At 35.0% G+C, this 24,505-nt stretch carries 29 protein-coding genes; 3 read left to right on the top strand and 26 right to left on the bottom strand.

Annotated elements, in window-relative coordinates; translation table 11 throughout:
• Positions 1-14 precede the first annotated feature (14 nt).
• From rplR to rplC, 17 genes are all read right to left on the bottom strand, one after another.
• Entirely contained in the window at positions 15-368 is a 354-nt protein-coding gene (gene rplR, locus OH814_RS08670) for a 50S ribosomal protein L18 (RefSeq protein WP_076557477.1), read from the bottom strand.
• A gap of 14 nt (positions 369-382) precedes the next feature.
• Complete coding sequence (gene rplF, locus OH814_RS08675; RefSeq protein ID WP_076557475.1) at positions 383-928, bottom strand: 50S ribosomal protein L6; 546 nt, start codon at positions 926-928, stop codon at positions 383-385.
• Positions 929-945: 17 nt separating this feature from the next.
• Positions 946-1,344 carry a 30S ribosomal protein S8 gene (gene rpsH, locus OH814_RS08680; protein ID WP_076557473.1) on the bottom strand — a complete coding sequence of 133 codons (399 nt, stop codon included), beginning with the start codon at positions 1,342-1,344 and terminating at the stop codon, positions 946-948.
• 148 nt (positions 1,345-1,492) lie between these two features.
• Complete coding sequence (rpsN, locus tag OH814_RS08685; RefSeq protein ID WP_047442254.1) at positions 1,493-1,762, bottom strand: 30S ribosomal protein S14; 270 nt, start codon at positions 1,760-1,762, stop codon at positions 1,493-1,495.
• A 3-nt stretch (positions 1,763-1,765) separates the two neighbouring features.
• A complete protein-coding gene (gene rplE, locus OH814_RS08690) occupies positions 1,766-2,317 on the bottom strand; it encodes a 50S ribosomal protein L5 (RefSeq protein WP_076557471.1) in 552 nt (183 codons plus the stop codon).
• A 13-nt stretch (positions 2,318-2,330) separates the two neighbouring features.
• Complete coding sequence (gene rplX, locus OH814_RS08695) at positions 2,331-2,657, bottom strand: 50S ribosomal protein L24 (protein WP_076557469.1); 327 nt, start codon at positions 2,655-2,657, stop codon at positions 2,331-2,333.
• Between the two features lie 22 nt (positions 2,658-2,679).
• Positions 2,680-3,048 carry a 50S ribosomal protein L14 gene (gene rplN, locus OH814_RS08700; protein ID WP_034684837.1) on the bottom strand — a complete coding sequence of 123 codons (369 nt, stop codon included), beginning with the start codon at positions 3,046-3,048 and terminating at the stop codon, positions 2,680-2,682.
• Positions 3,049-3,050: 2 nt separating this feature from the next.
• Positions 3,051-3,305, bottom strand: coding sequence for a 30S ribosomal protein S17 (gene rpsQ / locus OH814_RS08705; RefSeq protein WP_034678021.1), 255 nt, complete (start codon positions 3,303-3,305; stop codon positions 3,051-3,053).
• A gap of 14 nt (positions 3,306-3,319) precedes the next feature.
• Positions 3,320-3,505: a 50S ribosomal protein L29 gene (gene rpmC / locus OH814_RS08710; protein ID WP_074230962.1), complete on the bottom strand. Its 186-nt coding sequence runs from the start codon at positions 3,503-3,505 to the stop codon at positions 3,320-3,322.
• A gap of 12 nt (positions 3,506-3,517) precedes the next feature.
• Positions 3,518-3,943 carry a 50S ribosomal protein L16 gene (gene rplP, locus OH814_RS08715; protein WP_076557467.1) on the bottom strand — a complete coding sequence of 142 codons (426 nt, stop codon included), beginning with the start codon at positions 3,941-3,943 and terminating at the stop codon, positions 3,518-3,520.
• Between the two features lie 78 nt (positions 3,944-4,021).
• A complete protein-coding gene (rpsC, locus tag OH814_RS08720; protein ID WP_076557465.1) occupies positions 4,022-4,759 on the bottom strand; it encodes a 30S ribosomal protein S3 in 738 nt (245 codons plus the stop codon).
• Positions 4,760-4,767: 8 nt separating this feature from the next.
• Positions 4,768-5,166 carry a 50S ribosomal protein L22 gene (rplV, locus tag OH814_RS08725; RefSeq protein WP_066679843.1) on the bottom strand — a complete coding sequence of 133 codons (399 nt, stop codon included), beginning with the start codon at positions 5,164-5,166 and terminating at the stop codon, positions 4,768-4,770.
• Between the two features lie 2 nt (positions 5,167-5,168).
• Positions 5,169-5,447 carry a 30S ribosomal protein S19 gene (gene rpsS, locus OH814_RS08730; RefSeq protein WP_066679844.1) on the bottom strand — a complete coding sequence of 93 codons (279 nt, stop codon included), beginning with the start codon at positions 5,445-5,447 and terminating at the stop codon, positions 5,169-5,171.
• Positions 5,448-5,449: 2 nt separating this feature from the next.
• On the bottom strand, positions 5,450-6,271 hold the full coding sequence (gene rplB, locus OH814_RS08735) for a 50S ribosomal protein L2 (RefSeq protein WP_076557463.1): 822 nt from the start codon (positions 6,269-6,271) through the stop codon (positions 5,450-5,452).
• A gap of 22 nt (positions 6,272-6,293) precedes the next feature.
• Complete coding sequence (gene rplW, locus OH814_RS08740; protein WP_047442263.1) at positions 6,294-6,584, bottom strand: 50S ribosomal protein L23; 291 nt, start codon at positions 6,582-6,584, stop codon at positions 6,294-6,296.
• Between the two features lie 3 nt (positions 6,585-6,587).
• Positions 6,588-7,217 carry a 50S ribosomal protein L4 gene (gene rplD, locus OH814_RS08745; RefSeq protein WP_076557461.1) on the bottom strand — a complete coding sequence of 210 codons (630 nt, stop codon included), beginning with the start codon at positions 7,215-7,217 and terminating at the stop codon, positions 6,588-6,590.
• Positions 7,208-7,834, bottom strand: a complete 627-nt coding sequence (gene rplC, locus OH814_RS08750) for a 50S ribosomal protein L3 (RefSeq protein ID WP_076557459.1) — start codon at positions 7,832-7,834, stop codon at positions 7,208-7,210. Before rplC ends, rplD begins: the two co-directional genes overlap by 10 nt.
• 241 nt (positions 7,835-8,075) lie before the next feature.
• On the opposite strand from rplC, the gene OH814_RS08755 reads away from it, so the two are divergent.
• From OH814_RS08755 to OH814_RS08765, 3 genes are read left to right on the top strand one after another with little or no spacing between them, the layout of a single operon-like run.
• Entirely contained in the window at positions 8,076-8,489 is a 414-nt protein-coding gene (locus OH814_RS08755; RefSeq protein ID WP_308827900.1) for a hypothetical protein, read from the top strand.
• Positions 8,489-9,463, top strand: a complete 975-nt coding sequence (locus tag OH814_RS08760) for a hypothetical protein (RefSeq protein WP_308827901.1) — start codon at positions 8,489-8,491, stop codon at positions 9,461-9,463. The genes OH814_RS08755 and OH814_RS08760 overlap by 1 nt, the downstream gene beginning before the upstream one ends.
• Complete coding sequence (locus OH814_RS08765) at positions 9,464-12,235, top strand: hypothetical protein (RefSeq protein ID WP_308827902.1); 2,772 nt, start codon at positions 9,464-9,466, stop codon at positions 12,233-12,235. It begins immediately after the preceding gene.
• Positions 12,236-12,278: 43 nt separating this feature from the next.
• Here OH814_RS08765 and OH814_RS08770 read toward each other — a convergent pair whose 3' ends face one another.
• The 9 genes from OH814_RS08770 to rpsG all read right to left on the bottom strand — a co-directional run bounded on the left by OH814_RS08770 (position 12,279) and on the right by rpsG (position 24,482).
• A complete protein-coding gene (locus OH814_RS08770) occupies positions 12,279-13,118 on the bottom strand; it encodes a GLPGLI family protein (RefSeq protein ID WP_308827903.1) in 840 nt (279 codons plus the stop codon).
• Between the two features lie 264 nt (positions 13,119-13,382).
• Positions 13,383-13,868 carry a low affinity iron permease family protein gene (locus OH814_RS08775; protein WP_076558028.1) on the bottom strand — a complete coding sequence of 162 codons (486 nt, stop codon included), beginning with the start codon at positions 13,866-13,868 and terminating at the stop codon, positions 13,383-13,385.
• Between the two features lie 148 nt (positions 13,869-14,016).
• Positions 14,017-16,203, bottom strand: a complete 2,187-nt coding sequence (locus tag OH814_RS08780) for a TonB-dependent siderophore receptor (RefSeq protein WP_308827904.1) — start codon at positions 16,201-16,203, stop codon at positions 14,017-14,019.
• Positions 16,204-16,339: 136 nt separating this feature from the next.
• Positions 16,340-17,167 (bottom strand): GLPGLI family protein, encoded by an 828-nt coding sequence (locus tag OH814_RS08785; protein WP_308827905.1) that lies wholly within the window; start codon positions 17,165-17,167, stop codon positions 16,340-16,342.
• 211 nt (positions 17,168-17,378) lie between these two features.
• Positions 17,379-20,240, bottom strand: a complete 2,862-nt coding sequence (locus OH814_RS08790; protein ID WP_308827906.1) for a metallophosphoesterase — start codon at positions 20,238-20,240, stop codon at positions 17,379-17,381.
• Between the two features lie 77 nt (positions 20,241-20,317).
• A complete protein-coding gene (locus OH814_RS08795) occupies positions 20,318-21,109 on the bottom strand; it encodes a T9SS type A sorting domain-containing protein (RefSeq protein ID WP_308827907.1) in 792 nt (263 codons plus the stop codon).
• A 449-nt stretch (positions 21,110-21,558) separates the two neighbouring features.
• A complete protein-coding gene (rpsJ, locus tag OH814_RS08800) occupies positions 21,559-21,864 on the bottom strand; it encodes a 30S ribosomal protein S10 (RefSeq protein ID WP_002661363.1) in 306 nt (101 codons plus the stop codon).
• 17 nt (positions 21,865-21,881) lie between these two features.
• The gene (gene fusA, locus OH814_RS08805; RefSeq protein ID WP_076557439.1) at positions 21,882-23,999 is read right to left on the bottom strand and encodes an elongation factor G; all 2,118 of its coding nucleotides are present in this window, start codon (positions 23,997-23,999) and stop codon (positions 21,882-21,884) included.
• 6 nt (positions 24,000-24,005) lie between these two features.
• Positions 24,006-24,482, bottom strand: coding sequence for a 30S ribosomal protein S7 (gene rpsG, locus OH814_RS08810; protein WP_027387226.1), 477 nt, complete (start codon positions 24,480-24,482; stop codon positions 24,006-24,008).
• Positions 24,483-24,505: the final 23 nt, after the last annotated feature.

Consider the following 24,505-nt stretch of genomic DNA (forward strand, 5'->3'; position numbering starts at 1 on the left):
CCGAAATTTAATGATTAGAATTTAAGTCCTCCTTCTCTCGCACCATCAGCTAGAGCTTTTACTCTTCCGTGGTATACGAATCCGTTTCTATCAAATACAATATTTTCAATTCCTGCAGCAAGAGCTTTAGCAGCGATTGCTTTACCTACAGCAGCAGAAATTTCACTTTTTGTTCCGTTAGCATCTACACCTTTCTCTCTAGAAGAAGCTGATGCTAAAGTTTTACCGTCTTTATCGTTGATTAACTGAGCGTAAATTTCCTTATTACTCTTGTATACAGATAATCTTGGCAATTCAGAAGATCCAGAGATTTTTCCTCTTACTCTTCTTTTGATTCTTATTCTTTTTTCTAATTTACTTAGTGCCATTTTCTTAAATTTTATTAAGCAGATTTACCAGCTTTACGTCTAACAATTTCTCCTACGAATCTTACACCTTTTCCTTTGTATGGCTCAGGCTTTCTGAATGAACGGATCTTTGCAGAAACCATTCCTAGAAGTTGCTTGTCATGAGACGTTAAAGTAATAATTGGGTTTTTACCTTTTTCAGTCAATGTGTCGATTATCACTTCTTTTGGAAGTTCTAGAACGATACCGTGAGAGAATCCTAAAGCTAACTCAAGTTTTTGACCTGCGTGTGAAGCTCTGTATCCTACCCCTACTAGTTCCAACTTTTTTGTGAAACCTTCAGTAGTTCCCACAATCATGTTATTGATTAACGCTCTGTATAAACCATGAAGCGCTCTGTGTTGTTTAGAATCTGATGGTCTGCTAACAGTTAACTGACCTTCGTTTTGTTCTAAAGTAATTCCTTCTGTAAGCTCCTGAGTAAGTTCTCCTTTGGGACCTTTTACAGTTACTACACCTTCTTTCTCAGTGATTGTAACTCCAGCGGGAATTGTTATAATTGCTTTACCAATTCTTGACATTTTCCTTTGATTAAAAATTAATAAACATAGCAGATTACTTCACCGCCTACTTTCTCTTCTCTAGCTTTCTTGTCAGTCATTACTCCTTTAGAAGTAGAGATGATAGAAATACCCAAACCGTTTAGTACTCTTGGAAGTTCACCTGAACCTTTGTACTGTCTCAAACCTGGTCTAGAAGCTCTTTGGATAGACTTGATAGCTGGTTTGCTTGTTTGTTTGTCATACTTCAAAGCGATTTTGATTGTCCCTTGAACAGCGCTTTCTTCAAACTTGTAGTTTAAGATATACCCTTGTTCAAATAAGATTTTCGTAATCTCCTTTTTGATTTTCGATGCAGGAATTTCCACCACTTTGTGGCCTGCGCTTTGTGCGTTCCTTACTCTAGTTAGGAAATCTGAAATTGGATCTGTTACCATTTCTTGTTTTAAATTATTGGTTAAAGAACAATCAGTATTGAAAAGACTTGAAGATTAAAATATCAGACTTCAGAAGATCTTGGGTCTGATATTTATTTTCTTTAGTATCTCGACAACTTAATTGTCCCGATTTTTTAATTAGTAATTATTACCAACTAGCTTTTTTAACTCCCGGGATAAGACCGTTGTTGGCCATTTCTCTGAAAGTTACTCTAGAAATACCGAAGGTTCTCATGTAACCTCTTGGTCTACCTGTAAGTTTACATCTGTTGTGTAATCTTACCGGAGAAGCGTTTTTAGGTAATTTCTGAAGTCCTTCATAGTCACCTGCTTCTTTAAGAGCTTTTCTTTTCTCAGCGTATTTAGCTACAGTAGCTTCTCTTTTGCGCTCACGCGCTTTCATTGATTCTTTAGCCATTTCTTAGTTCTTTTTGAATGGTAAACCGAAGTGAGTTAATAATGCTTTAGCTTCTTTATCTGTTTTCGCAGTAGTAACGAAAGTGATATCCATACCTTGGATTTTCTTTACTTTGTCGATTACGATCTCAGGGAAGATAATCTGCTCAGTAATACCTAAGTTATAGTTACCTCTACCGTCGAAACCGTCAGCTTTGATACCAGAAAAATCTCTGATACGTGGCAAAGCAGAAGAAGTTAATCTGTCTAAGAATTCGTACATTTTCTGAGCTCTAAGAGTTACCTTAGCACCTACAGGCATACCTTTTCTTAGTTTGAAAGCAGCTTCATCTTTCTTAGAGATAGTACCAACAGCCTTTTGACCAGTGATATTTGTAAGTTCTTCTACAGCATAATCGATGATCTTTTTATCAGCAGTAGCATCACCTAAACCTTGAGATAAAATAATTTTCTCTAGTCTTGGTACCTGCATTACTGATTTGTATCCGAATTCTTCCATCATTGCAGGAACAATCGTTTCTTTATATGCTTTTTTGGGTCTTGCTATATATTCCATGTGTTATTTAAAATTATAAAGTTTCACCCGTTTTTTTGTTGATTCTTACTTTCTTATCTCCTTCGATTTTATAACCTACTCTGATAGCTTTTCCGTCTTTACCAACTAAAGCTACGTTTGAGATATGAATAGAAGCTTCCTTCTCAGTGATTCCTCCTTGAGGGTTAGAAGCTGAAGGCTTAACGTGTTTTTTAACGATGTTTAGTCCTGCAACAATAACTCTAGGGTCTCTTCCTTCTTTTTTGATCACTTCAATAACTTCACCAGTTTTACCTTTGATATCTTTTTTACCAGTAGTAATGATTACGTTATCTCCTCTTTTTATTTTTAACTTTGACATTTTCTTTTAAAAATTTTTAAAATTAAAGTACTTCAGGAGCTAATGAAATGATTTTCATATATTCTTTGTCTCTCAACTCACGAGCAACCGGTCCGAAAACACGTGTTCCTCTCATTTCTCCTCCAGCGTTTAGTAAAACACAAGCGTTGTCTTCGAATTTGATGTACGAGCCATCTTTTCTTCTTACTGCTTTTTTTGTTCTTACTACAACTGCTTTAGATACCTGACCTTTTTTTGCGTTTCCTGATGGTGTAGAATCTTTAATAGTAACTACGATTTTATCACCAACTGAAGCATATCTTCTTCTGGTTCCTCCCAGAACTCTAATAACTAGTACTTCTTTTGCACCTGTGTTATCAGCAACTTTTAATCTTGATTCTGTTTGTAACATTATTACTTAGCTTTTTCAATGATTCTTACTAATCTCCATCTCTTACTCTTGCTCAAAGGTCTAGTTTCAGAAATTAAAACTGTATCTCCTTCGTTGCATTCGTTGTTCTCGTCGTGTGCAGTATATTTTTTCGTTTTCAAAACGAATTTACCATACATCGGGTGTTTTACTCTAGTCGTTTCACTAACAACAATAGTTTTTTCCATTTTATTGCTGGAAACCACTCCGATTCTTTCTTTTCTTAAATTTCTATCCATTGTAAAAAGGAATATTATTGTTTGTTAGTTAACTCAGTGTTTAATCTTGCGATTGTTTTTCTCAAATCTCTGATTTGGATCGGATTTTCAAGTGGACTGATTTTGTGAGCCAATTTCATTTTTGAAAATTGAGCTTTAGCTTCAGTCAATTTAGCTTGAACATCTTCAAGGCTTAGATTTTTAATTTCAGCTTGTTTCATTGTATTCAGAGATTAAAGAGGTTTAACAAAATCGTTAGCAACTATAAATCTAGTCGTAACTGGTAATTTCTGTGCAGCAAGTCTTAAAGCTTCTTTAGCGATATCGTAAGATACACCTCCAACTTCGAACATAATTTTACCTGGTTTTACTACAGCTACCCAATATTCTACAGCACCTTTACCTTTACCCATCCTTACTTCGGCTGGTTTCTTGGTAATAGGCTTATCCGGGAATATTTTGATCCATAGTTGACCTTCTCTTTTCATATATCTTGTCGCAGCGATACGAGCAGCTTCGATTTGTCTTGCAGTGATCCAAGCACCTTCGTTAGCTTTAATTCCGAAAGTTCCATAAGCAAGTTGATTACCTCTCTGAGCAATCCCCTTCATTTTCATCTTATGAACTCTACGGAATTTGGTTCTTTTTGGTTGTAACATAATTTCTTAAATTTTAGATTTTAGAATTTAGATTTTAAAAAAGTAACGGTCATTTAAAAACTATCCTCTAAAATTTTATTAATTATTTTTTTTATCTCTTGAAGGTCTTCTGTTATCTCTATCTCCTCTGTTTCCACCTCCTGAAGGACCACCTTTTTTCTGTTGTCCTACTAGCGGCATAAGATCTCTCTTACCATAAACTTCTCCTTTCATGATCCAAACTTTAACTCCTAACTTACCGTACTGAGTTAATGCCTCACCGATATGATAGTCGATATCTGCTCTGAAAGTAGACAATGGGATTCTTCCGTCTTTGAAAGACTCAGATCTTGCCATTTCAGCACCGTTCAATCTACCAGAGATTTGAACTTTGATACCTTCAGCACCCATTCTCATTGTAGAAGCGATAGCCATTTTCACAGCTCTTCTGTAAGAGATTCTGTTTTCGATTTGCTTAGCGATACTGTCTGCAACTAATACTGCATCAAGCTCAGGTCTTTTGATTTCGAAAATATTGATTTGAATATCCTTTTTAGTAAGTTTCTTCAATTCTTCTTTTAACTTGTCAACTTCCTGACCTCCTTTCCCGATGATTAATCCCGGTCTAGCAGTAGTGATTGTTACGGTTACTAATTTAAGTGTTCTTTCAATATAAATTTTTGAAATACCACCTTTAGATAATCTTGCTTCAAGGTATCTTCTGATTTTGTAGTCTTCCGCGATTCTGTCTCCATAATCGTTTCCGCCAAACCAGTTAGAATCCCATCCTCTGATGATACCTAATCTGTTACCAATTGGATTTGTCTTCTGTCCCATACCTTGAATTAATTTTCTTTTGTTCCTAAGATTAGTGTAATGTGGTTTGATCTTTTTCTGATTCTGTACCCTCTACCTTGTGGCGCTGGTCTCAGTCTCTTCAATTGTCTTGCACTGTCTACAAAAATTTCTTTAACGATAAGGTTAGCTTCTTCGATATCTGCACCTTCGTTCTTAGATTGCCAGTTAGCCATCGCAGAAAGAAGTACTTTCTCTAATTTGTTTGAAGCGTCTTTTTTCGAATATTTTAGGATGCTTAAAGCTTTTTCAACTTCTACCCCTCTGATGATATCAGCTACTAATCTCATCTTTCTTGGAGATGAAGGGCAATCGTTGTGTAATGCTTTTACTACATCTTGATTTGTTAATTTACGTGCTAATGCACTTTCTCTTTTTCTTGATCCCATGATTATCTGCTTCCTTTGTTTTTGTTACCACCATGACCTCTGAAAGATCTTGTTGGAGAAAATTCGCCTAGCTTGTGACCTACCATGTTTTCTGTAACGTAAACCGGGATAAAAGATTTCCCGTTGTGCACAGCAATAGTTTGTCCTACAAAGTCTGGAGAGATCATTGATGCTCTAGACCAAGTTTTGATAACAGTCTTCTTACCAGACTCTACATTTGCCTGAACCTTCTTATCTAAAGTATAGTGAATGAATGGTCCTTTTTTAAGTGATCTTGCCATAATTATTTTCTTTTAGATACGATGTAACGGTTAGACACTTTGTTTTTCTTTCTAGTTTTGTAACCTTTAGCCGGCATACCGTTTCTAGATCTTGGGTGACCTCCAGAAGAACGTCCTTCACCACCTCCCATTGGGTGATCTACAGGGTTCATTACTACTGGTCTTGTTCTAGGTCTTCTACCTAACCATCTGCTTCTACCAGCCTTACCTGATACAGTCAACTGGTGATCAGAGTTAGAAACAGATCCAATCATTGCATAGCACTCAGTAAGGATCATTCTAGATTCTCCTGAAGGCAATTTGATGATTGCATATTTTCCGTCTCTTGAAGTCAACTGAGCTGAAGAACCAGCACTTCTTGCTAAAATAGCACCTTGACCAGGCTTCATTTCAACACAAGAAATTACAGTACCCAATGGAATATTTTTCAATTTCATTGCGTTACCGATGTTCGGTTCTACGCTTTCGCCAGAAATAATTTTTTGGTCAACTTTGATTCCGTTTGGAGCGATGATATATCTCTTCTCTCCGTCTGCGTACTCCACTAAAGCGATGAAAGCAGTTCTGTTTGGATCATATTCTACAGTTTTTACCGTTGCTTCAACATCATGCTTGTTTCTTTTGAAGTCGATAATTCTGTATTTCTTTTTGTGTCCACCTCCGGTGTAACGCATGGTCATTTTACCAGTTTGGTTACGTCCACCTGACTTACTAATACCAACTGTTAGAGATTTCTCTGGTTTGTTGGTAGTAATTTCCTCAAAATTGTTTACAATTCTGAATCTCTGTCCTGGGGTGATAGGTTTTAATTTTCTAACAGACATTACTATTATTTATAATTAATAATTAATTTACAGCAAAAATGTCGATTACTTCCCCTTCAGCAAGAGTGATAACCGCCTTTTTTAATTTGTTTGTCTTCCCTACTTGAAGACCTTTTTTCGTGTATTTCGAAGAAACTTTAGGAGCATAAATCATGGTTCTAACGTCTGCTACTTTCACACCGTAAGCTTGCTCTATTGCATTTTTAATCTGGATTTTATTCGCCTTAGGTTGTACTAAGAAAGAATAAGCACCTCTTAAATCTGTAAGATAGTTTGCTTTTTCTGAAATAACTGGTTTAATAATTAGTGACATGATTTATTTCTTTAAATTTTCCTGGAATTTTTCAACTGCACCTTCTAAGAAAACGATCTCACCTGCGTTGATTAAGTCATAAGAAGAAATTTCGTTGAATTTCATAACTTTAGTCTTAGGCAAGTTTCTTGAAGATAAATATACATTCTTGTTAGTATCAGGAAGAATGAATAAAGACTTCTTATCGTTCAATGCCAATGCATTCAAGATAGTAACGAAATCTTTAGTTTTAGGAGCAGCGATGCTCAAACCTTCCACGATTCTAATGCTGTTGTCTTTCATTTTTTGAGAAAGAACAGATTTTTTTGCTAATCTCTTAAGAGCTTTATTCAATTTGAATCTGTAGTCTCTTGGCTTAGGACCGAATACTCTACCTCCACCTCTAAAAGTAGGAGATTTAATATCACCGTATCTAGCAGAACCAGATCCTTTTTGCTTCTTAAGTTTTTTAGTAGAAGCAGTAATTTCGCTTCTTTCTTTTGATTTATGAGTACCTTGACGCTGAGCAGCAAGATATTGTTTTACTTCTAAGTAAACCGCGTGCTTATTTGGCTCAATTCCGAATACTGTTTCGTCTAGAGTTACTTTTTTTCCGGTTTCTTTTCCTGATGTATTTAATACTACTAGTTCCATTTTCTGATAATTACATAAGAATTTTTAGCTCCCGGAACAGCACCTTTTACTACTAAAAGATTTTGTTCTTGATCCACTTTTAATACTTGAAGGTTTTGTACAGTTACCTGCTTACCTCCCATTCTACCTGCCATTCTCATTCCTTTGAATACTCTCGAAGGATCCGATCCCGCACCGATAGAACCTGGAGCTCTAAGTCTGTTGTGCTGACCGTGAGTAGCTTGCATTACACCTCCAAAACCGTGTCTTTTAACAACACCCTGGAAGCCTTTACCTTTTGAAGTTCCTGTTACGTCAACAAATTCACCTTCAGCGAATAGATTAACTTTTACTTCCTCTCCTACTTTTACTTCGTCTACGAATTCTCTGTAGAATTCTACCAACTTAGCTTTAGGAGCAGAACCAGCCTTTTTAAAATGGCCAGCTAACGCTTTACCAACGTTCTTTTCACTCTTGTCATCGAAACCTAACTGAACAGATTTGTATCCGTCCTTTTCAATGGTTCTGACCTGTAAAACTGAGCAAGGACCTGCCTGAATAACGGTACACGGCATATTTTTGCCGTTTTCGTCAAACAGAGAAGTCATCCCAATTTTTTTTCCAATAATACCTGACATTATTTATATAATATGTTATAAAATTTTCTTGTATTCACTCTCATTTTTCGGGCGCTCAAATAATTACCAAGTTTGAATTGGGCATATTCCTCCCCTAAAATGAGTGTGCAAATGTATGAATAAAATTTAATTTGACAAATATATATTGCAAAATATTTTGATTTTTAATGATTTAGAGATTTGCACAGATTTTGAAAACAATTTCTTCTGAATAATTTTTTAATTTTGAGAAAAAAGTAATATGAAAAACATTTTCACCACACTCGTTTTATTCTTCGGAATCATTTCTTTTGCACAAACTGCTATACCGTTTACAGGAAAAAGAGATTTTAATATCGAACAGGGAGCAAGCGGCTCAGGAACTCCCGCTTATTATCTGGATGTAAAGAAAAACGGAAACGTGCATTTTGGCTTTCTGCAAATCAATCAGGCCGACGGAAAAGAAACCAAGGAAGAGATGAATGCCGGAAAATATAATCCCAAAGTAATGAAAATACATTTCAAAACATACAATGAAACTTTCTATGTGAAATTTGATAAAGAAAAAATCTACCTTACCGATGAAACCGGCAATATTAAAAGGTCTGACGACTGCTGCCCAGTTTCTGAAATGGCAGAACTCAACTGTAACTGCGAAAGTATTCTTTATAAATAATGAAAGTCTTATCACTTCTTTTTGCTATTCTTTTAGTTACCTCGTGCAACAACACAAAAGAACATCCTTATTCATTTTACTACTGGAAAACCCATCTTAAATTAAATGAAACTGAAAAAAAATCGTTGAATGAATCTACAGAGCCGTATTTGTATACTCGTTTTTTTGATGTTGATAAAGTTGGTGGGAAATTTCAGCCTGTTGCTGTGATTACAAAAGATAAAAGTTTCGAAACAGATAAACTTATCGTTCCGACAGTTTTTATAACCAATCAGACTTTTTTGCATATTCAAAAAGAAGAAATACATTTTCTGGCCGAAAGCATTCATCAGCTAATTCAAAAGAAAGCTAAAGATTATCAATTAAAAATAAATAACGAAATTCAAATCGATTGCGATTGGACGGCAGGAACTAAAGATGATTATTTTGAATTTTTAAAAGAATTAAAAAAGATCTCCGAAAAAGACATCACTTGTACTCTTCGACTTCATCAGGTGAAAGATAAAATTCTCACCGGAATTCCACCCGTTGAAAAAGTGTATCTCATGTGCTACTCTACTTCTTCGCCATTAGAAAACTCAGATAAAAATTCGATTTTAGATTTGAATATTCTGAAAAGTTACTTATCGAAGCTGGAAGATTATCCGATAAAGAAAATTGAAGTCGCTCTCCCAATTTATTCGTGGGGAATTGTGACCAATCATTTAGGAAAGCACAAACTCATTAATGCACTTTCTGCAAAAGATCTGGATAATCCAGATTTCAAAAAGATTTCCGATAACGAAATTGAAATTCTGAAAGACGGTTTTTATTTTGGAAATTTCTTAAACAAAGGCTTCAAAATAAAAGTGGAAGAAATTTCGCAGGAGCAGCTTAATAATGCAACAGAATTTTTAGACAAAAAAATAAGTCATTACAACATTATATATTATCAATTAGATAGTAAATTTGTAGAAGGACGGAATTTTAAATAGATGGAAGCACGAAGTTTGATGATGGAAGTTTCCAAAAACAAAAAAATAAATAAAACACCAAAAATAAATATGAAAAAGTATATTCTATCCATAGCCGTAGCATCACTTTTCTACACTAAAACTGAAGCTTGTGCATGGTCTGATCCTGATTATGATTATTTTAATCTTTTCACGCAGAGTATAATCAAAGACAAATCGTATCTGCCTTTTTTACATAACTATTCTGACCGATTTTACACCAATTACAAACCGTCTCAGATTCCTAATGAAAACATAGAATCTTGGAAGAAGTTTTTCGGTAATCAACTGAGTTATACGGAGACCGATTATCTGGTGAATAAAATTCCAATGGCAGATTTGAATGATCTTAAAAAAGGCAGTCCCAATAATCAGTTATTAAAAAAATTAGGTTCAGGTTTTTATGCAAAATACCGTGAAGCGATAGATTATTTAATTGAAGCAAAATATCTGGAGCCTTACATGAAGATTAATTATGTAGAAAGTCCGGATTCTTTTTATTACCGAGAAAATGACAGTGATAAAGATGCTACCCAATTAGATTACAACAAAACCATTTCGGCACTTACCTCATTATATAGCGCCGCCAGAAATCCAGAAATCAAACAGCGTTACGGATATCAGTTGGTGAGATTCAATCATTACACAAGAAATTATGATGCGGCTTTGGACGCATTCAAAAAATATGTACAACCTATTTCGTTGAAAGGCGCACCTTATTATATGGCACTCGATCAGTTGGCCGGAGCCCAGAGAGGTTTGGAAATGGGAACTGAGGCCAACTGGAATTTCTTTCAGGTTTTTATGAATTCTAAAAGCCGTAAAGAATCTTCTTTTGTTTCGATGAAACTTTCAGACACTGCTTCTTTCAACAATATTATGAAACGAGCCGGAACGAATGAAGAAAAAAACATGGCGTATTTTCTTTTAGGCTATGAAGATTTTACCAATCCTATTCCGATGATGGAAAAGATGTACGACATTGATCCCGATTCTGAAATTTTGAAAGTGATGGCCGCAAGAAGCATCAACGAGTTAGAAAGAAATTATCTTCCGACCTATTATTATGCTTCAAAAGATTCCAACTCCACTTCAGCTAAAAAAGATACCACCGCAGAAAAACCGGAAGTAAAGAAAAAGGAACTGAGTTTCTGGCAGAAAATAGTGCTCTTCTTTAAAAATCTCTTCGGCGGTAAAAAATCTGATAAGACCAATGATAAATCTGAGCAAAGCAATGATGATCTATTTGCAAATCCGGACAGGATTCCAACGTATGTAAAGAACAATTCTTATTACTATTCTCAGAATGAAAACCAGAAAGATTTTCTGGACGATTTAGAGAAATTCACCACAAAAACCAAAGAAAAATCTAAAGATGAATATTGGCAGATTGCCGATGCTTATTTGAAATTCCTTAAAAAAGATTACGAAGAAAGCAGCGAAATTTTAGCAGATATAAAAACCAGCAACCCAGAATATCTTGAAGAAATCAAGAGAATGAAAGTGCTGAATGATATTGTTTCGCAACCTAAAATTGATGCGGAATACGAAAATCATTTAATAAAAGATTATGCTGAATATTTTGTTGAAAAACCACCGGTTAAAAAAGACAGCACAGAAATCAATGAATACGAATATTATGGTGAAGTTCCTTCCACAAAAGATTTCCTGAAAGATGTTTTAGCCAACCGCTATTTCCTTCAGGGCGAAGATGGAAAATCTTTCCTGATGAATAATAAACTTTCTGATCTTCAGTACAACCCAAATTCAAACTTGGTAAAAAGTGTTGAAGAGTTTTACAGAAAACCGAATAAGACCCAGTTTGAGCAGCAAATTATCGCCAAAAACCTTGATGCTGTAGGAAACATCGATGCTTTCTTTGCCAACATTTATGGTGACAGAGCGATGAGATCGGCAGATTTTGACAAAGCTAAATCTTACTATCAAAAAGCTGTAAGCTTTGCAGGAATCCCGCGAGACAATTACGAAAAATACAATCCTGAAACCGGAAAATACGAGAAACTGGTTTATAATGGTGAAAACTACGACGGTTACAACGGTATTTCAAGCTTAGTTTTTGGCCATAATGTTTGGGAAAGTTTCCAAAGTCCTGAAGCAGAAAGTATGAAGGCTGAAGATTTTACCGCATTTCCATTTATTAAACCCAAAATGAATAAACTTGAATTGGCAGATGCATTAATTCAGCTCAAAAAAATAGGAAACGGAAAAGATGCAAAATCGGCTAATGCCAATCAGCTGATCGGAAACCTGCTATACAACACATCAATTCTTGGGTATTACCGAGAGCTTTTTGTGATGGATATTGACAACAGCAACGGCGGAAAATATGATTTCTGGAATACCAAAAGAGAAAATCCGTATCAGTATTATTACAAGAATTTTACGTTCACTACTTTTATAGAACCTGATAATTTTGATCTTGCTATCAATTATTACAAAAAAGCATATGACCTTTCGAGCGATAGAGAACAAAAAGCGAGAGTTCTTTTCCAGATGGCGAGTGCCGAACAGGGGAAATATTATCAATATGAAGCTAAAAACCAAGCGAACATTGATTATGCTGATCCGAAATGGTCTGAGAAAAATGATGCTCACGAAAAACAAATGGGTGATCTGAAAAACCAAAAATACAGAACCTATTTTGCTCAGCTCAAATCTCAATATTCAAATACAGAAACCGCCCGCGAACTTTTGGGAAGTTGTACGTATTTTGAATATTTTATGAAGCGATAAATTATAAAATTAAAGCCTTACAGATTTAGTAAGGCTTTATTTTTTATTCTAATTCAAAAGGGTCGTAAAGAAGAGGTTTTGATTTAACAACCATCGGTGAACCATCCTCATTTAAAGCTTTACCATGAAAAGCACCCGGATTATCATGATACGTTTTTTCAACTTCTCTAAACTTTGTTCTGCTTATTTTCAGGATTCCTTTGTCGTTTCGTAGATAAATATCCATTGGTTTTTTATCAATTCCAACTGCTGTAAAATGATATTTATTTTGTGAATCTTCAAGTTCTAAAATCAAACCCGGTAAACCTTCAAAAATATAAGGACCATTGTTTACAGGAATATCTGCTGTGTACCAAGCGACAAATTCTCTTCCTCTGTATTTTACGGTTGCCTTTTTACAGCTGTAATCAAGAATTCTCTTCGATTCGTTATGAAGTTGCCACTTCAATTCCGGCTGTGGTTCTTCATATTCGTATTTTGTTTTGTATCTTTTTTGATAAGTAACTTTTTTATCAGCTGCCGATTTTAGACTTTCCATATTCCATAAAGGATTGTATATAAAAAGTTGATTCATTTCTCTGGAACCCACATTTTCAAGATGAGAAAATTTCTCAAACAAAGAATCTTTCTGTAATGTTTTTGTATCGCTGAACTTTGAATAGTTTTCGCCGATTTGTAAAACACACAACCCTTCTCTCGGATTTTGAGAAATCTTTGTGTCTTTTAAAAATTTAAACTGATAATAAATATTAAGATTGCTCTTCTCAAAAACTTTTGCATCGTAAGATGATGCTTTCATCGAAAAATTATCGAGAATTTTAGTTTGCTGAGCAGAAATTAAAACCGAGCAAAAAATCAACATTGGAATGAAAAACTTCATCATATAAAAACTTTAAGCACAAAATATACTAAAAATTATTGATTCTAATTTATTGCCCAAAAAAACACTTGAGTGTCATAAGAAACTGAATATAATATTTTACCACGCAAAGATTTTAATTTTCAAACCAATTATTTTAAGGAGCAAAGAATGGCGACAAAGTCGCTACTGAAGCTTGAATAAAACGAGACCTTCATAGAAATAAATTTATTGACTAAATAACTAATTTACATTTTATTGCTTAATCAGAGTTCACGTTAAATAAGCTTATTTATTTTGCTTAGCTAGCCATTCATCATGCTTCTTTTTGAAAAAGTCATGTTTATAATCCTGATTTCTTTTCGCGGCATCTATAGAATGTGATGCGTGAATATCATTGTCTTCTTCAGCAAAGTCAGCAAGTTTCTCATAATAGCAATGTAGCTGGTCGAGTTCTTTCTCGGTAAGATCTTCGATATCAACAATCCGGTTACTTGCTTTTTCGTTGGCAGCAATCAGTTCATTTAATTTAATTTGAATGGCTTTAGAATCTTTATTTTGAGATTTCTGAATCAGAAAAACCATCAGAAAAGTAATAATCGTTGTTCCGGTATTGATAACCAACTGCCAGGTTTCGGAATAATTAAAAACAGGTCCGGAAACTGCCCAAATTACCACGATCGCAACCGCTCCCAAAAACGCATACGAACTGCCCGTAAATTTGGTTGCCCAATTTGAAAATTTCTCAAAAATACTTCTATCTGATGTCGCCATTATTTTTTTATTAAAAATAATAAAAAATCGCTCATCTGTAAAGACGGGACTCAACAACTTTTTATCATTCAATTAAAAAAAGGAAAGCCTCTGAAAAACTTCAGAGACTCTCCCGATATAGATAAAACTATTACTTGAAAATTATCTATTAAAATTTATAATTAATTTGTGCTGAGAAATTTCGTGGCTGAATCTGGTCAATATACCCACCTCTGAAATACGAATTGTATCCTACAGAATCAAAGATATTATTGAAGAAAACTCTTAAACCTAAACCGTTTTTAAACTTATAACCCACTTGTGCATCAACTGTTGTATATTCCGGCATATTGAAAGGTTTTTCTCCAGGCTGCGTTCCGTTTACATGTCCTCCAACTGCAGTAGTATAAATTTGTTTATAATCATCCACAGGTCTTATTCCTACATAATAAATACCTGCTCCAATGTCAAGACCCTCTAAAATACCTTGATTGAATTTGTAATTTAACCAGCCATTAGCAGAATGTTTTGGAGTATTAATTGGCGCTGAACCATTAACGAATGAAGGACTATCCTGATATTTAGCATCTACATAAGCCCAACCTGTCATAATCTGTAAGTTGGGAAGAATCTTTCCAATCAATTCTACTTCCATGCCTCTTCTTTGAAGTTCTCCTGCTAAAGCGTATGTTCCTGTACCATTGTTGCCGTTCAAAATTTCGTACGACAAATTATCTGTTTTTATATCAAAAAAGGTAAGGTTGAAACGTAATTTTTCATTTAACCAATCAGATTTAATTCCGGCTTCCCATTGTTTTGTTGTTGAGGCACCTACAGTTCCTCCGGTAGCCAACACATTGTTTGCACTTCGCAGACCTGTAGTCGTAGTATATGAACCAAAAACATTCATATTTTCAATTGGCGAGATCATCAATCCAAAAGATGGATTCCAAGCATAATTTTTGTCTTTATCTGAACCATTTAATCTGCTGTAACGAAGTCCTAAATGTGCCTTTAAATATTTATTAAAAGTAACAACATCCTGAGCCATTAAACCCATTGTAGGAGCTAATGTATTTACGATAGGATTTTTATTAATCAAAGCAAAGTTTCCGGCGTCAATATTTGAAGGAAGAATATTATTAATATCATTTAAAACGTTGATTTGGTCAACATCTTTTGCATTATAAGAAGTTGTAGTCACATCAGATTCTTTCCAGTCAAAACCAACCTGAAAAGTATGTTTCATAAAGCCTGTCATTACATCTGCACCAATGAAATCAAATTGAAAAACTTTATTTAAATCTTCACGTTCAGATTTTGCCAAAGTTCTATTTCTAATTTCATTTGGATTATTTCGATCGATTGGAGCCAAAGCTGCCCCTACGATATTTGTGCTATAAGAAGAATTCATAAATGCAGCTCTTACTTTCAACTTATCAGTAAGTCTTCTTGTGGCTGTGGTAGAGAAGTTAAAAGTCTCAGTCGCTGCATTATCGGTAGCAAAACCTAAAAATTTTTTTCCCGGCATCTGGTAAATAGCTTCCGTGTCACCTTTTGCTAAATTTACCGTTCCTCTATCGGGAGTTGTATTGTTTTTCATGTAATCCATTTCGGCAACAATCTCCGTTTTGTCATCCGGACGGAAAGCTACTGATGGATTCACATAAATACGATCTGTATTTACAAATCTTCTGAAACTATTATTGTCTTGATAAGCTGCATTTAAGCGAACTGCAATCTTACCTTTATTATCTAAAACTCTTTGAAAATCAACAGTCGGTCTGTAAAAGTCCCAACTTCCGTATCTGAAACCAACATTCGTTTCATTAATAAATTTTGGAACTTTAGTCACCACATTGATTACTCCTCCTGCAGAACCGAGACCATCACCAATTCCCTGAGTTACCGCCGCAGATCCTTTAATCACCTGAATACTTTCTACACCCTGCATATCGGTAAGCATTCCTCCGGTACGGAAATCAGAATCCATCATGACTCCGTTTTTCAAAACAGGAACTCCACGATATCCTCTTATAGACATACTTTCTCTAGTTCCGCCATAGCTTCCAAATTGGGTTACACCAGGAATATTTTTTGCAACATCAGTTACGGTAAGCCCACCCAAATCTTCAATTACTTTGTGAGAAACTACAGAGATGCTTTGAATTTGATCTCTCGGTTTAAGAGGTAATCTTGTAATCACTTCCAAACCTTCCGGTTGTTTGTTTTTTTCTCCAAAAAGTTCTACCTCTTCAATTGTGGTTTCTTTTCTGATTGTATCGTTTACTTTTTGTTGTGCTTTAGAAAAAGCGACTCCCAAAATTAGCAATGAGACAGATACCGTTTTTTTCATTTCATAAATTTGAAACAAAAATATTATTTTTATTAATTCTAAATAAATTATATCAAGTGACAATTATCACTTCTGTTAAATTTATCCCAAAAAACACTTAGTTTTTAATGAATTTCCAAAAACACAGGATAGTATTTTAATTAACAGGATACTTTATCGCCTTATCAATCTCGATTGGATTGTTTTCTCTACGCATTGCTTTTCTTCGTTCATCTGACATTCCTTTTAGCTGGTCTAAACTTTTTATCTGAACACTCGAAACATAAAAGGTATTTTCAGGATTTGTATTAGATTTGAAAGCTTCAGCGATATCCTGTAAAGGATCGTTGTAAAGTTCTAACTGCTTTTTTACAATGCTTTTCTCCGTAACGGGAAGTGGTTTTTTCCCGGCAAAACTTTCAAGGAACTTAGCTTCATACGTTTTAGGTAGTTTCATACTTTTTGAAAGCTTAAATATGAAATTATTCTTATCGTCTTCAATCTCGAAAATCAATCCGGGAAGCCCCCGAAATTTGTACGGACCTTCGCTCAGATTAACGTCTTTTGAAAACCATGCGATCCAATTTCTTCCGCCAAAAGTTGTCGTTGCTTTTTGTAAAGTATATTGCCCGTCAACTTTGGTATCATTCAAAAGCTTCCAATTCATTTTGTCGGTTGATTTTAAAGAGAAAAAATCATTCATTAAAATTAATGAAGTATTTTCAAAAGAGTTCTTTTTTCTGATAAGAGCAGGAAGATGATCGTCCCATCTCGATACATTTTGATCCCTAATAATATTTAAAGAATCTGTTTCGGCATAAGAATAAGGATAAAATTTAATATCATCAGTATTGATATCCAAAATCATATTTTCGGCAGCCAATTCTGTTGCTGTTGAATCTAATTTGTAATGAAACTGATAAACGAATCGATGTGTTTGTGCTGAAATGATTAAAGGAAACAATAATAAAATCAGTTTTTTCATATATTTATTTTAATCAAAAATATCAATACTATTTGAATTAATATTAATTTATCATTAGATATTTAGTTTACATCATTCAAAATTGAAAACAAAAAATCCCTCTTCTTTCGAAAAGGGATTCATATTTAAGGTGTTGCTAAAAAACTTCCGACTTCCATCATCCATCTTCCAGCTTATTTATCACACTTTAATGAGAAAATGTATAACTCGCTTATTTCACCAGTATTTTTCCTGAAATTACATTTTCTTTTTCGTCAACTATACTATAAAAATAAACTCCTTCGTTGCTAAAGCTTGTTGGGATTTTATTGATTCCTTTTGTAAGAATAGTCGTTTTCACCAATCTTCCTTCAGCGCTTAAAATATGTAAAACGCCTTTACTTCCTAAAAAGTCCACGGTTAGTATATCGTCTTTTTTGAGTAAAGTGGGATATACGGTTATTTTACTTTTTAAAGTATTTTCTGTGTTACTGAGTGTTTGGGTATTAGTTTTTATAAAGAAAGCACCAAAACCAGTAACCGGGAATTTTACAGACCAAATCTGCATTATTGGATCCCAAGTGATGTCGCTATCCGCCGGATTAATAATTGATTCTTGTCCTGAATAACTTTGTGGTAAACCTGAGCCATCCTGAGATGTACCAAGTATTTTTGACACTCTTATATTGGCAATGCCTTGCGTATCTCCTGCAGCAATTGGAAGTTTTGTTGAATTGATTATATTAAAACTATCAAAATCTTCTTGTGAGAAATAAAGAGTCAAGTCACCTGTTGCATTATTCGTAGCGCCATTTTGCATATTGATTTCCTGATGTCTTTTTACAAAAGCAGGATGCTGTGTAGGATCTATCCATTCTTTTACAGAAAGTGTCCCTGTAATATCGGAAATATTTCCCATCGTAGTAATTTTCCCTATTGTATTGTAACATATTCCCAAAGGATGTGTTCCCGTATTTTGTACAGTAGAATTTATGGCAATGTTTTCTTGAGGAAGAGTAATATTGTTTGAAACAGTTTCCAAAAGTGTCAATACATTGGGCGAATTGCTGGTTTTAAGCTGATAAAAATTACAATTTTCATATAATAATGCGATTACGGTTCCGTCTGTATTAAATGTAGACTCATGATGAATATCAACCATGTAGGCTTTATTGTTATAGAGTGACGTGATAGAATCTGCTACTATCGTATGTCCCATAAAGGTTTTGTAGCCGTCTAGATTCAGCAATATAGTATCCATCTCTTGTTGTGTGATCAGATTTTGTGAAATACCTCTGTACCAATAGAGTCCACCTGAATTTATTGTTGCACAGTTTCCTGTACAAGGAGCATTGGCTATCTTCTGTCTGGCCAAATCATTCATCTGAGTATATGATAATCCTAGGTTAGCAATTGTTGGGCTTACCCCTCCATGAAGAAAAATATAGGGTCCTATTTTTTCAATGACATTTTTACTTCTGAGCCATCTTCCCAGTTCGCTTGTTGCATCGTGAATATTACTGATATTTTCTTGCATCAACTCAGAACTTATAAAATATTTATCATCCACATAACGCAAATCATTTATAAGATTCATCACATCATGATTTCCTAAAATAAAATGAATTTTACCTCCCGCAGCAGCAGATTCAGCCTCTAGTTTATAAATAAGCCACAGACATTCTATCACTTGTGTTCCACGGTCAAACATATCTCCTGCAAATACTATCCGCCCTTTACCATAGATCCATTCATAGTTATTATTTATCACACCTGCCTTTTTCAAAAGAGAAACCAATGCGGGCATATTGCCTTCAATATCAGAAAAAACCAACATTTTCTGAGGCAATGGATAAGTCGATTTTTCTGTAGGATACTGCGTACGTAGATTTACCTGAAAACTTGTACCATCACCTACAGGACATGTAATTGTCTGTAATCCTGAAGATGGTAGGGTTTGAGTTATTAATTGTCCGTTGGTAATATGATGTACTATTTTTTGCCCGTTTCTGTCGAGAACATATGGACCGTCATTTTCTATCACAGTAGTGTTATCAATAAGCAGTTCGGCGTCAAAAGAAACATCTGAACTGCCGGTATTTTGATTATGAAGTTCGATGGCAATAGTATTATCTCCCTGGTGAAATCTTGCTCCAGTAAGAATATAGGTATTGTATGCATTTTCATCAGAGATTGCACCGGTGGTACCAGTTGTGTATGTGATGGTTCCTGTCGGCATAAGTTCAGAACGTTTTGCTTCAACGCCATTAATATATATTACAACGCCATCATCATGCCTTATGTTAAGTTTAAACAAAACATTTTGGGGATTAAAAGGCAGATTTATTTTTTTTCTGAAATAATAAGCCAATGAAGGATTTTTCTTGATAAGTATTGTTGCTTCATCACCATCTCCAAAACCTAATTCGCCAAGACCTGAAGGCCAGCTTGTGTCGTTAAAGGTTTCCGCATTCCAGTTTGCAGGGGGAGCGGTTTCAACATTCAAATACTTCCAACTGCTGTTTTTGGGAAATACTACCTGAGGAACAACCAGCTCGGCATCGAAAGAAACATCCGAACTACTTGTGTTTTGATTATGAACTTCGATGGCGATTATATTTTCACCAGTCTGGAAGCTTGATCCTTGAATTGCATAAGAATGATATTTGTTCTCTTCACTATTAGGAAGGAAATCTGTAGTCCCTGTAGTAAACGTCACAGTTCCAGTAGGCATCAATGATGTACGTATTACTTCTACCCCATTTACATACACGATTGCCCCGTCATCATGCTTAAAATTAAGATTAAAAATCATACCGGCAGGATTTGCAGAAATCGTAACTTTTTTTCTGAAATAATAAGTGACTGATGGATTCTTTTTAACGAGCACTGTTGCCTCATCGCCCTCACCATAGCCGAATTCACCTGCCCCCGAAGACCAGCTCGTATCATCAAAGCTACTTGCGTTCCAAGTGGAAGGCGGTGCTGAATTTATATTCAGGTATTTCCACACACTTTCTTTCGGAAATATCACTTGCGCCCTTACTAAAGCGAAAGTAAACATTATCAAAATAAAAAATATTATTTTTTTCATAAATTTGTTTTTAGAAAAAATGGTCGGAATCTCTTCTGACCATTTTTCGATTAGTATTCAATAAGGTTTTAACACGCTTATTTCACTATAATTTTACCTGAAAGTATATTTTCTTTTTCGTCAGCTATACTATAAAAATAAACTCCTTCGCTACTAAAGCTTGTTGGGATTTTATTAATTCCTTTTGTAAGTACAGTAGTTTTTACTAACCTTCCTTCAGAGCTTAAAATATGCAAAACACCTTTACTTCCTAAAAAGTTTACATTTAATAGATCATCTTTTTTAAGTACAGTAGGATACACACTTATTTTGTTTTTTAAAGTATTTTCTATGGTACTGAGTGTTGAAGAAAAAACCAGCTCAGCATCGAAAGAAACATCTGAACTAGTTGTCCTTTGATTATGGACTTCGATGGCAATTGTATTTTCGCCAGCTTGGAAGCTAGATCCTTGTATTGTATAAGAAATATAAGTATTTTCTAGATTATTAGGAAGGAAATCTGTTGTTTCTGTAGTATACGTCACAGGTCCAGCAGGCATCAATGATGTACGTATTACTTCTACCCCATTTACATATACGATCGCTCCGTCATCATGCTTGAAATTAAGATTAAATGTCATACCGGAAGGGCTTGTAGAAAACGTAACTTTTTTTCTGAAATAATAAGTTATTGATGGATTCATTTTTACGAGAACTGTCGCCTCATCACCCTCACCAAAACCAAATTCACCCGCACCTGACGGCCAACTAGTATCATTAAAGTTGCTTGCGTTCCAAGTGGAGGGTGGTGCTGAACTTATATTCAGGTATTTCCACATACTTAGTTTTGGAAATATTGCTTGCTGTGCACTTACTACAGCAAACGTCATCACAAAAGAAATAAAAAGTAATAATTTCTTCATAATTTGTGTTATTATTGATTAATATTAGTGTTTAAATTACTATAATTTACACATTTCTAAGCTATTAATTAATTTTAACCTGACCGTTAATTATTTATGTAAATATTTTATGTTAAATAAATTTTGTAGGACTACTAATAATATTTATTTATTTTAAAAAGTATTAAATCATAAATCTTTATGAGAAAATATCCAAACTATAGAAATGTTAAAATCTGTTAAAAAAAAACGCTAATCAAACTCGAAATTTCATAATTATTTCTGATCATATTGTAAAAAGTATTTCTTCTTTTTTCTGAAAATGGGTTTGTGAATCCTTTAAAACAAAAAAATCCCTCTTCTTTCGAAAAGGGATTCATATTTAAGGTGTTGCTAAAAAACTTCCGACTTCCATCATCCATCTTCCAGCTTATTTATCACACTTTAATTTCTACGTCAACTCCTGAAGGAAGTTCTAATTTCATTAGAGCATCAACAGTTTTAGAAGAAGAAGAGTAGATATCCATCAATCTCTTGTGAGCTGATAACTGGAACTGCTCTCTTGCTTTTTTGTTAACGTGAGGAGATCTCAACACTGTGAAGATTCTCTTATTCGTTGGCAATGGAATTGGTCCGTTTACAACAGCACCAGTAGCCTTTACCGTTTTTACGATTTTCTCAGCAGACTTGTCTACCAAGTTGTAATCGTAAGATTTTAGTTTTATTCTGATTCTTTGTGACATTTCTTTACTTTAAAAAATTAACCTTTTGCTTTAGCAATAATATCTTCAGCAACGTTTTGAGGAGTAGCCTGGTACTTCTCTAATTCCATAGAAGAAGTAGCTCTTCCTGATGAAAGTGTTCTTAGAGTCGTAACATATCCGAACATTTCAGATAATGGAACTGAACCTTTGATAACAACGGCACCGTTCTTTTCTTCTTGTCCACTGATTGTACCTCTTCTCTTGTTAAGGTCACCAATGATGTTACCCATATATTCTTCCGGAGTTACAACCTCCAACTTCATAATAGGCTCCATAATTACTGGCTTAGCAGCACGTCCCGCTTCTTTAAATCCTAATTTAGCAGCTAATTCGAAAGAAAGTGCATCAGAATCCACCGCGTGGAAAGATCCGTCTTTAAGAGTAACTTTAATACCTTCAACTTCGAAACCAGCCAAAGGACCGTTCTTCATTGCAGCTTTAAAGCCTTTTTCAATTGCAGGAACAAATTCTCTAGGAACGTTACCACCTTTGATCTCATTGATGAATTCTAAACCAACTTTACCTTCCTCAGCAGGTCCAAGTTCAAATACGATATCCGCAAATTTACCTTTACCACCAGATTGTTTTTTGTAAACTTCTCTGTGCTGAGCAACTTTTGTTAAGTTTTCTTTGTATTCTACCTGAGGTTGACCTTGGTTAACTTCAACTTTGAATTCTCTTCTCATACGGTCAACAATGATATCTAAGTGAAGCTCACCCATACCAGAGATAATCGTTTGTCCTGAAGCCTCGTCTGTTCTAACCGTAAATGTAGGATCTTCTTCAGCTAATTTAGCTAGAGCGTTACCCATTTTATCTTGGTCAGCCTTAGTTTTAGGCTCAACAGCGATACCAATTACCGGATCAGGGAAAACCATCGATTCTAGAACGATTGGGTTTTTCTCGTCACACATAGTATCACCAGTTTTGATAGATTTGAAACCTACCGCAGCACCAATATCACCAGCTTCAATATATTCTACCGGGTTTTGCTTGTTAGCGTGCATCTGATAGATTCTTGAGATTCTTTCTTTATCTCCTGAACGAGTGTTCAAGATATAAGAACCTGCATCTAGTCTTCCAGAGTATGCTCTGAAGAATGCCAATCTTCCTACGAAAGGATCGGTAGCAATCTTAAATGCTAAAGCCGCGAAAGGCTCGTTTACATCTGGTTTTCTGAAAATCTCAGCATCTGTTCTTGGGTCAGTACCTTTGATATCATCTTTATCTAATGGAGAAGGCAAGTATTTACATACTGCATCCAACATAAACTGTACTCCTTTGTTCTTGAATGAAGAACCACAAGTCATTGGGATAATAGATAAATCGATAGTAGCTTTTCTAAGAGCTTCGTTGATTTCGTCTTCAGAAATTGAATCTGGATCTTCGAAGAATTTCTCCATCAAAGTATCATCATAATCTGCTACTGCTTCAACTAATTTCTCTCTATATTCCAGAACTTCATCTTTCATGTCTTCCGGAATTGGAACTACCTCGAAAGTAGCACCTTGTCCAGCTTCATCCCAGATGATCGCTCTGTTTTTAATTAAGTCTACAACACCTTTGAAATCTTCTTCAGCACCGATTGGTAAAACGATAGGAACTGCGTTTGATCCCAACATTGTCTTAACCTGGTTTACCACGTTAAGGAAGTCAGCACCTTGTCTGTCCATTTTGTTTACGAATCCCATTCTTGCAACTTTGTAGTTGTCAGCAAGTCTCCAGTTTGTTTCAGACTGAGGCTCTACTCCATCTACTGCAGAGAAAAGGAATACCAATCCATCCAATACTCTCAAAGATCTGTTTACTTCTACTGTGAAGTCAACGTGTCCCGGTGTATCGATGATGTTGAAGTGGTAAGGTTTAGTATCAGCTAAAGGTTTTCCTTGGTCTGTTGGAAAGTTCCAAGAACAAGTAGTTGCAGCAGAAGTAATTGTAATACCTCTTTCTGCTTCCTGCTCCATCCAGTCCATTGTAGAAGCACCATCGTGAACTTCACCAATTTTGTGGTTTACACCTGTATAGAATAAAATTCTTTCTGTAGTGGTAGTCTTACCCGCATCAATGTGCGCAGCAATACCGATATTTCTTGTAAATTTAAGATCTCTTCCCATTTCAGATTAGAATTTAAAGTGTGAAAACGCTTTGTTAGCTTCCGCCATTTTGTGAGTATCACTCTTTTTCTTGTAAGCAGCACCTTCTTCTCTTGAAGCCGCTACAACTTCATTAGCCAATTTCAAAGCCATAGACTTATCGTTTCTCTTTTTAGAGTAGCTAATTAACCATTTCATTGCCATAGAAATTTTTCTATCAGCTCTGATTGGCATAGGAATCTGGAAGTTTGCTCCACCTACTCTTCTAGAACGTACTTCTACGTGAGGCATAACGTTAGTTAATGCATCTTTCCAGATTTCAAGGGCAGTCTTTTCAGTTTCTCCTTTTTTAGTTTCTACGATATCCAATGCATCATAGAATATTTTGAATGCGATTGACTTCTTACCGTCAAGCATCAAGTTGTTTACGAATCTAGTTACCAATTGATCATTAAATTTTGGATCTGGTAACAACGGTCTTTTTTTCGCTTTTGTCTTTCTCATTGTTTCTGTACCTTATTTAATGA

It is taken from the genome of Chryseobacterium sp. CFS15, assembly GCF_031118795.1.
GTDB classification, from domain to species: domain Bacteria; phylum Bacteroidota; class Bacteroidia; order Flavobacteriales; family Weeksellaceae; genus Chryseobacterium; species Chryseobacterium indoltheticum.

What these genes read in the sequence shown, in the direction of transcription:
- OH814_RS08795 (WP_308827907.1), bottom strand. Translation starts at nt 21,109, where the DNA reads ATGACGTTTGCTGTAGTAAGTGCACAGCAAGCAATATTTCCAAAACTA.
- OH814_RS08785 (WP_308827905.1), bottom strand. Translation starts at nt 17,167, where the DNA reads ATGAAAAAACTGATTTTATTATTGTTTCCTTTAATCATTTCAGCACAA.
- rplX (WP_076557469.1), bottom strand. Translation starts at nt 2,657, where the DNA reads ATGTCAAAGTTAAAAATAAAAAGAGGAGATAACGTAATCATTACTACT.
- OH814_RS08765 (WP_308827902.1), top strand. Translation starts at nt 9,464, where the DNA reads ATGGAAGCACGAAGTTTGATGATGGAAGTTTCCAAAAACAAAAAAATA.
- rpmC (WP_074230962.1), bottom strand. Translation starts at nt 3,505, where the DNA reads ATGAAACAAGCTGAAATTAAAAATCTAAGCCTTGAAGATGTTCAAGCT.
- rplN (WP_034684837.1), bottom strand. Translation starts at nt 3,048, where the DNA reads ATGTTACAAACAGAATCAAGATTAAAAGTTGCTGATAACACAGGTGCA.
- rplV (WP_066679843.1), bottom strand. Translation starts at nt 5,166, where the DNA reads ATGGGATCAAGAAAAAGAGAAAGTGCATTAGCACGTAAATTAACAAAT.
- rplE (WP_076557471.1), bottom strand. Translation starts at nt 2,317, where the DNA reads ATGGAATATATAGCAAGACCCAAAAAAGCATATAAAGAAACGATTGTT.
- rplF (WP_076557475.1), bottom strand. Translation starts at nt 928, where the DNA reads ATGTCAAGAATTGGTAAAGCAATTATAACAATTCCCGCTGGAGTTACA.
- rpsJ (WP_002661363.1), bottom strand. Translation starts at nt 21,864, where the DNA reads ATGTCACAAAGAATCAGAATAAAACTAAAATCTTACGATTACAACTTG.
- rplW (WP_047442263.1), bottom strand. Translation starts at nt 6,584, where the DNA reads ATGTCACTAATTATTAAACCAGTTATTTCAGAAAAAGCAAACTATCTT.
- rplD (WP_076557461.1), bottom strand. Translation starts at nt 7,217, where the DNA reads ATGGAACTAGTAGTATTAAATACATCAGGAAAAGAAACCGGAAAAAAA.
- OH814_RS08755 (WP_308827900.1), top strand. Translation starts at nt 8,076, where the DNA reads ATGAAAAACATTTTCACCACACTCGTTTTATTCTTCGGAATCATTTCT.
- rpsN (WP_047442254.1), bottom strand. Translation starts at nt 1,762, where the DNA reads ATGGCTAAAGAATCAATGAAAGCGCGTGAGCGCAAAAGAGAAGCTACT.
- OH814_RS08760 (WP_308827901.1), top strand. Translation starts at nt 8,489, where the DNA reads ATGAAAGTCTTATCACTTCTTTTTGCTATTCTTTTAGTTACCTCGTGC.
- fusA (WP_076557439.1), bottom strand. Translation starts at nt 23,999, where the DNA reads ATGGGAAGAGATCTTAAATTTACAAGAAATATCGGTATTGCTGCGCAC.
- rplB (WP_076557463.1), bottom strand. Translation starts at nt 6,271, where the DNA reads ATGTCTGTTAGAAAATTAAAACCTATCACCCCAGGACAGAGATTCAGA.
- rpsH (WP_076557473.1), bottom strand. Translation starts at nt 1,344, where the DNA reads ATGGTAACAGATCCAATTTCAGATTTCCTAACTAGAGTAAGGAACGCA.
- OH814_RS08770 (WP_308827903.1), bottom strand. Translation starts at nt 13,118, where the DNA reads ATGATGAAGTTTTTCATTCCAATGTTGATTTTTTGCTCGGTTTTAATT.
- rplC (WP_076557459.1), bottom strand. Translation starts at nt 7,834, where the DNA reads ATGTCAGGTATTATTGGAAAAAAAATTGGGATGACTTCTCTGTTTGAC.
- rplR (WP_076557477.1), bottom strand. Translation starts at nt 368, where the DNA reads ATGGCACTAAGTAAATTAGAAAAAAGAATAAGAATCAAAAGAAGAGTA.
- rpsS (WP_066679844.1), bottom strand. Translation starts at nt 5,447, where the DNA reads ATGGCAAGATCACTTAAAAAAGGACCATTCATTCACTATACTTTAGAT.
- OH814_RS08780 (WP_308827904.1), bottom strand. Translation starts at nt 16,203, where the DNA reads ATGAAAAAAACGGTATCTGTCTCATTGCTAATTTTGGGAGTCGCTTTT.
- rpsC (WP_076557465.1), bottom strand. Translation starts at nt 4,759, where the DNA reads ATGGGACAGAAGACAAATCCAATTGGTAACAGATTAGGTATCATCAGA.
- OH814_RS08775 (WP_076558028.1), bottom strand. Translation starts at nt 13,868, where the DNA reads ATGGCGACATCAGATAGAAGTATTTTTGAGAAATTTTCAAATTGGGCA.
- rplP (WP_076557467.1), bottom strand. Translation starts at nt 3,943, where the DNA reads ATGTTACAACCAAAAAGAACCAAATTCCGTAGAGTTCATAAGATGAAA.
- rpsG (WP_027387226.1), bottom strand. Translation starts at nt 24,482, where the DNA reads ATGAGAAAGACAAAAGCGAAAAAAAGACCGTTGTTACCAGATCCAAAA.
- rpsQ (WP_034678021.1), bottom strand. Translation starts at nt 3,305, where the DNA reads ATGGATAGAAATTTAAGAAAAGAAAGAATCGGAGTGGTTTCCAGCAAT.
- OH814_RS08790 (WP_308827906.1), bottom strand. Translation starts at nt 20,240, where the DNA reads ATGAAAAAAATAATATTTTTTATTTTGATAATGTTTACTTTCGCTTTA.